Source organism: Affinirhizobium straminoryzae, assembly GCF_007004135.1.
Taxonomy (GTDB): Bacteria; Pseudomonadota; Alphaproteobacteria; order Rhizobiales; family Rhizobiaceae; genus Neorhizobium; species Neorhizobium straminoryzae.
Window position 1 is genome coordinate 1 of the sequence record NZ_VJMG01000067.1, and the last position, 4,676, is coordinate 4,676.

At 53.4% G+C, this 4,676-nt stretch carries 6 protein-coding genes; 1 reads left to right on the forward strand and 5 read right to left on the reverse strand.

Translation table 11 applies throughout. The features are described from left to right. The 5 genes from FNA46_RS26305 to FNA46_RS26450 all read right to left on the reverse strand — a co-directional run. The coding region (locus FNA46_RS26305) for a hypothetical protein (RefSeq protein ID WP_210245909.1) at positions 1-335 on the reverse strand (335 nt) is incomplete at its 3' end. Next, a complete protein-coding gene (locus FNA46_RS20475) occupies positions 322-870 on the reverse strand; it encodes a NucA/NucB deoxyribonuclease domain-containing protein (RefSeq protein ID WP_143127070.1) in 549 nt (182 codons plus the stop codon). The genes FNA46_RS20475 and FNA46_RS26305, both read right to left, overlap by 14 nt. A gap of 435 nt (positions 871-1,305) precedes the next feature. Continuing rightward, positions 1,306-1,791: a hypothetical protein gene (locus tag FNA46_RS20480; protein WP_143127071.1), complete on the reverse strand. Its 486-nt coding sequence runs from the start codon at positions 1,789-1,791 to the stop codon at positions 1,306-1,308. Between the two features lie 135 nt (positions 1,792-1,926). Continuing rightward, positions 1,927-2,799 (reverse strand): hypothetical protein, encoded by an 873-nt coding sequence (locus FNA46_RS20485; protein ID WP_143127072.1) that lies wholly within the window; start codon positions 2,797-2,799, stop codon positions 1,927-1,929. Between the two features lie 125 nt (positions 2,800-2,924). Next, a complete protein-coding gene (locus tag FNA46_RS26450; RefSeq protein WP_246103247.1) occupies positions 2,925-3,626 on the reverse strand; it encodes a helix-turn-helix domain-containing protein in 702 nt (233 codons plus the stop codon). Positions 3,627-4,194: 568 nt separating this feature from the next. Between FNA46_RS26450 and FNA46_RS20495 the strand changes: the two genes are divergently transcribed. Further along, entirely contained in the window at positions 4,195-4,659 is a 465-nt protein-coding gene (locus FNA46_RS20495) for a hypothetical protein (RefSeq protein ID WP_185969935.1), read from the forward strand. Positions 4,660-4,676 lie beyond the last annotated feature (17 nt).

A 4,676-nucleotide genomic window follows, 5' to 3' on the forward strand; every position in this document is an offset into this window, starting at 1 on the left:
AAGAAACCGGCAGCAGGCCAGTATCGTCCTTGCACAACTTTAATATCGAACGCGCTTGCCGTTGTGATGTTGCCTACTGCGACACCACTAGTCCCTACCTCAATCTCGCCTTTTGTCAGGAATTTGTAACCAGGCTTGGCTAGTCGACTACCGTAGACAATCTCCACTAAAACTTCGATATCATCCTGGGCTGGCACCACCACGCCCTTCGGCCCCCACCAAGGGAGGGGGCCTTCCGGGACCGGATATGCTAACGGGTCCGCCTTGTCCCACAGGCCGATTTGCCCATAGTTGACAAAGTGGTGGCCGGCATAAGCTCGATCAGTTTCCGCCATAGCAGACATGTACTCCATTAACGACGCCGAGATTCAATTGGTTTGCCTGCGGCACATTGATGGTCGCAACGGTAAAGTTACCGCCGTTACCAATATTATTCGAATTATAGAATCCGCTAAGCTGACCTCCTTGGATATTATTTTCGATGAGAGGAACGATCATCGACTGGCTTCCGGCGCCACCCTGTGTCGTACTGGCAAAAGCATATTCGTCGCAAGACATCACGACACCTCCGAGCTGCTGATTAAGCTGGGCGACCGTCTGGGCATAAGCGCCGCCGCAGGACGCCTGACGATTTTGATTAATCGTCTGCGGATTTGTAGTACGCGTCAACTGAGCCGGGCGCCCGGCTTGCTGGGCAGTTGCGATATTATAGGTGATACAGGGCAAGTTCGCGCCATCGAAGGTGATTTGCTGCGCCACTGCGCTTGCCGCCCCACTTGTTAAAAGCGTAGCAATGCAAAATGATCCCACGCGCTTTGGGACTGATCGGCGTTGGCGGTCAAGCCATGTTTCAAAGATCTTCGTGTACATTTGACTTCTCCAAGAAAAAGTCTTCCCTCTCCCGCCGCAGGGTGGCTGCGAGACTAAATAGAAGACGAGTTTTGAGCTTGTTTCGGGCGATCCGGTCGGTCGTGAAGGTCCGCGGGTAGCCCGCTCAGACGGGCAAGCGTTGATTAAGATGCGTCAACATCGCTTCATCGATTCATCCTCCGAAATGCTAGGGCCGCCAAAAGTCGGTGTCGGCGCAAGACATCACTTCCAGGAACCAAAATTGATGGCCGGTCGTGCAGCAACACAGGAAACGGCCACGAATGAGCAATTACGTGGGCTTATTCGGAATTCCCGATAAGCATTCATTGCCGAAAAAACGGCGGAGTCGCTCTGTGCGGTGGTTCTGGCCGATTTCGACCACCTGCGGATCGTCATTGCAGGTCGCAATGATCGTGCTTGTTTTTCGTGTTCGAGTTAGCTGTAGATCCGCTGGTAGCCAGCCGTTGTTTTGGCAGGCGCGTCGAAGCTGCCAAAAATGTCGGTAATGTTGGATTGAGTTTTCTTGATCGTGAGATTGAGCGCTGCCGTGGCGGTATTAACAGCAATGGTGAAATTGCCGTCCCGAAGCTGAATCGAAAGGCAAGCGAGGCGGATGCCAATTCGGCCCGCACCATCGTCAGAGAGGATCAGACAATTGAGCACGCTGATCTGTCCCAGGGGCGCAAGATAACCCGATATCGTTGAGATCACGTCAGGCTGGCCGCCGCCACTTGCGATTCGCGCCAAAGCCGCGGGAAAGGCGTCTGCCGTAGCGGATTTGACGATTTGTTCGGAGGACGGGTTGAACCCGGTGGGTGCAGGCGTGATCTCCACAACCTGATCCCAATAGGCGGGGTCGAGAGTGCGGGTGGGATCGGCCTGCAACTTGCTGAGGAAAGCCGTGGCCATGCGTTCGCTCATCAGTGGCGACCTGGTGCGCGGACCGATGACGACGATAAGTCCGCACGCCGACTGTATGAAAGGATTCATGATGATCTCCCTGAAAAAGAGACCCAGAGGGACGAAGGTTAATCCGCCGCTCTGGGTCGTGGCGAATCAGACCTTCGGTGTGATCTCCTCCTGCGGAGTGGACCCGCCGTTGAAGAAGTTTTTCGCCTTTTTGAACTGCTCGGTCGAGTTTGCGTTCACCAATTCCTGGAAATTATCGTAATCTGCCCCACCCTTGCGGATACGGCGTGTCTGTACGAGATTGACGATCTCGTTATATTCCATACTGATGTTGATGTAGTTGGCAGAGGAGCACGAGGAGCGCAGTTCCGAAAAGTTCTGCGTAAAATCGATCTCGCGAAGAACGATCGCGCCGTAGTCAAAGTATCCACCCGCACCGTTATCGACGAGATAGCTCTGGTAGGTGCAGGTGATAGCCTTGTATTTTTGGCTCTTGGATTCGGCGGAGAAGGTGACGTTGCCCATCTGCTCGAGGAACTTCGAGAAGTCCGTGAGCAACGATGCGCCATCGGTTATAATGGCTTGAGCAATCAACTGGAGAAAGGTCCCGGAAACCGACACCCCAGCGATACGATTTGTGAAGACTTTTCGGTTGCTTTTGCCGATAGAGAGGTCGGGAATATAACCTAGGACTTTGGACCACGTATTGATATCGAGCTTTTGCGCGTCGATCGTCGGAAATTTTGTGTGCATGTAATCGTGGATAAGACCGCCGATTGCCAGCAAATTATCCTGATTCTGGTTCATAATGCTGCTGTAAGCCGGATCGGTTGTTGACTGCCCGATTAAATGAAATTGCACCGTACCTTTGTCGTTGGCGATCTGGTCATCCGTGGGAGCGGGAGCGCCGCTCGCCATTTTCAGCATCTTCGGACTGAAAAATTGCTTTGCGGAGGCATATTGTTGAGAACTGCCTTGGGTCAGGTGCTTTAGCACGGTCGGAGAGGCGAGGTCGGACATAACTATCTTCCTTTGCTAATCCTAGGGTTTCAAAATGCGAGAGCATCGGTGCTCTAGGGCGACTGCCGTCATCAATGCCTGCACAGAATGAATAGCAAATCATTGCGACAGCAACCTTTGCGCGATTAAGCATTTTCTTTGCGCGCGGCCTTATTGCGATAGGCGCGGGGTGATTGACCATGGATAGCGCGGAACGCGGTTGAGAAATTATTGCTGTTTTCGTACCCGACGGTGGCGGCTATGTCGGAGATGGATTGCTGGCCTTCACGAAGAAGGCGCGCCGCCTCCGCCATACGCCGGTTGCGCCGCCATGTGAGCGGGCCGCAACCGAAAGCCTTGTGAAAACGGCTTATGAGTGTGGTCTTATTGGTGCCGGCGAACTGCACGAGTGCAGCGAGTCCGATCGGTTCAGCGAGCTGCCGTGCCATGAGGTCGCACACTTTTTGCACGAGCAGATCCGTGCTGTGATAGGCAGTTCCGCTTTCCAACGCTTTCCTGTGTGCAGTTTCGAGCCTTAGAGCCAGTTCGGGTCCGAGCAGGGGCCAGACTACGTAATCCAGGAACCCTTCAGAAAAGAGCTCATTCCGGTCGAGTTTTTGTTCATTCACCAGTGCCAGCGATACCGCGCTCGGGAGGCCATCCAACGTGTCCTTTGCACCACCGATAATTTCTGTGCGCCGGTCGATGATAGCAACGGAGGCGCTGTCACTGGCTTTAAGTGCCTTGCGGTCAACGACGGTAACATTGGAATTGGTCACAACGTCGGCCATGAGCCGCGCGACAGAAGAGGATGGACCGATATATACGACTGTAATTGTTACATTCATTATGAGTTCTCCCTTGAAAACGGCTCAACGGCCGCAGGAAAACTTTTGCGAGTTATTACAGCTTAATGCTCTCATTGAGCGTTCTGATCATTGCAAATACCATCTGTTTCGACCGGGTCTGTCTTACCCTGCCTCAGCGAGTGCATTCGTTGCTGACTGGAACCTGCCGCATCGCCGCCTTCGACGGCCAATCCTTCATGCTGCCGACACGGTAACTGACGCAGCAAGCGAAGGGTGGGTGGAGAGATTGAGAGGTGGCGCGCGGGCACCGCTTAACTGGTTCAGGGCAAGTCGATCCCGAGCGGAACCAGCCCGGCGGCAAGCGAAATTAGAAAATAACCATCCGACCGGTATCTTTTCATCGCGGAGTTGGATGCTCGTGCGCCTCAAACTTTATGTCCGCTTTCGGGCGCTCGTTCCTTTGGTTCGAAAGGCTGAAATGAAAGCGCAAAGCAGCCGTTTTGCGCCTTCAACCCTTGGCCATTCTAGTGGCCAATTTACTGACAGGGTTTCCATACAGGATTCAATGTAAGGCTTCCGGTCGTTTTTCGTATGCCATTACCTTTACTTGAAAGAACTGCGTCCGCCGGGGGCAGGGGCGGCGGAATGCTTTTCTGGACTGTTGACACTCTCTACAGCTATTGCGATGCTGTTTGCGCTCGCCCCTTATAAAGGTTGTCTCATGAAAAAGCCTGTTGCAGCTGGGGAAATATACGAAGTCGATCAAGACGATCTATATGGCGGGGTGTTCGACATTGCTGCTGGGGCTAACGCCGCAATCGACTACAACGCGCTTCACGCGGCGCTCCTTTTCTACGATGCAGTGGCTGTAACCGATAGTTGGTTCATGGCGCGCGGGCCAATAGCGACTAATCTGGTAAAAGAGATAGCTGACCCTCATTTCAATCGCGGACATCGCATTGATAGCTACCTGAAAAGCGGCATGGTTGTTCCAAATCTCAGAATTGGAACAACGCTTTCTGAAGCTTGGGCCAATGGTGCCGACGTTGGGCTGGCTCCAGGCACGAACTGAATAGCCCCGAGTTTCGT

Coding starts and splice junctions, on each gene's coding strand:
- FNA46_RS20475 (WP_143127070.1), bottom strand. CDS start 870: ATGTACACGAAGATCTTTGAAACATGGCTTGACCGCCAACGCCGATCA.
- FNA46_RS20480 (WP_143127071.1), bottom strand. CDS start 1,791: ATGAGCGAACGCATGGCCACGGCTTTCCTCAGCAAGTTGCAGGCCGAT.
- FNA46_RS20485 (WP_143127072.1), bottom strand. CDS start 2,799: ATGTCCGACCTCGCCTCTCCGACCGTGCTAAAGCACCTGACCCAAGGC.
- FNA46_RS26450 (WP_246103247.1), bottom strand. CDS start 3,626: ATGAATGTAACAATTACAGTCGTATATATCGGTCCATCCTCTTCTGTC.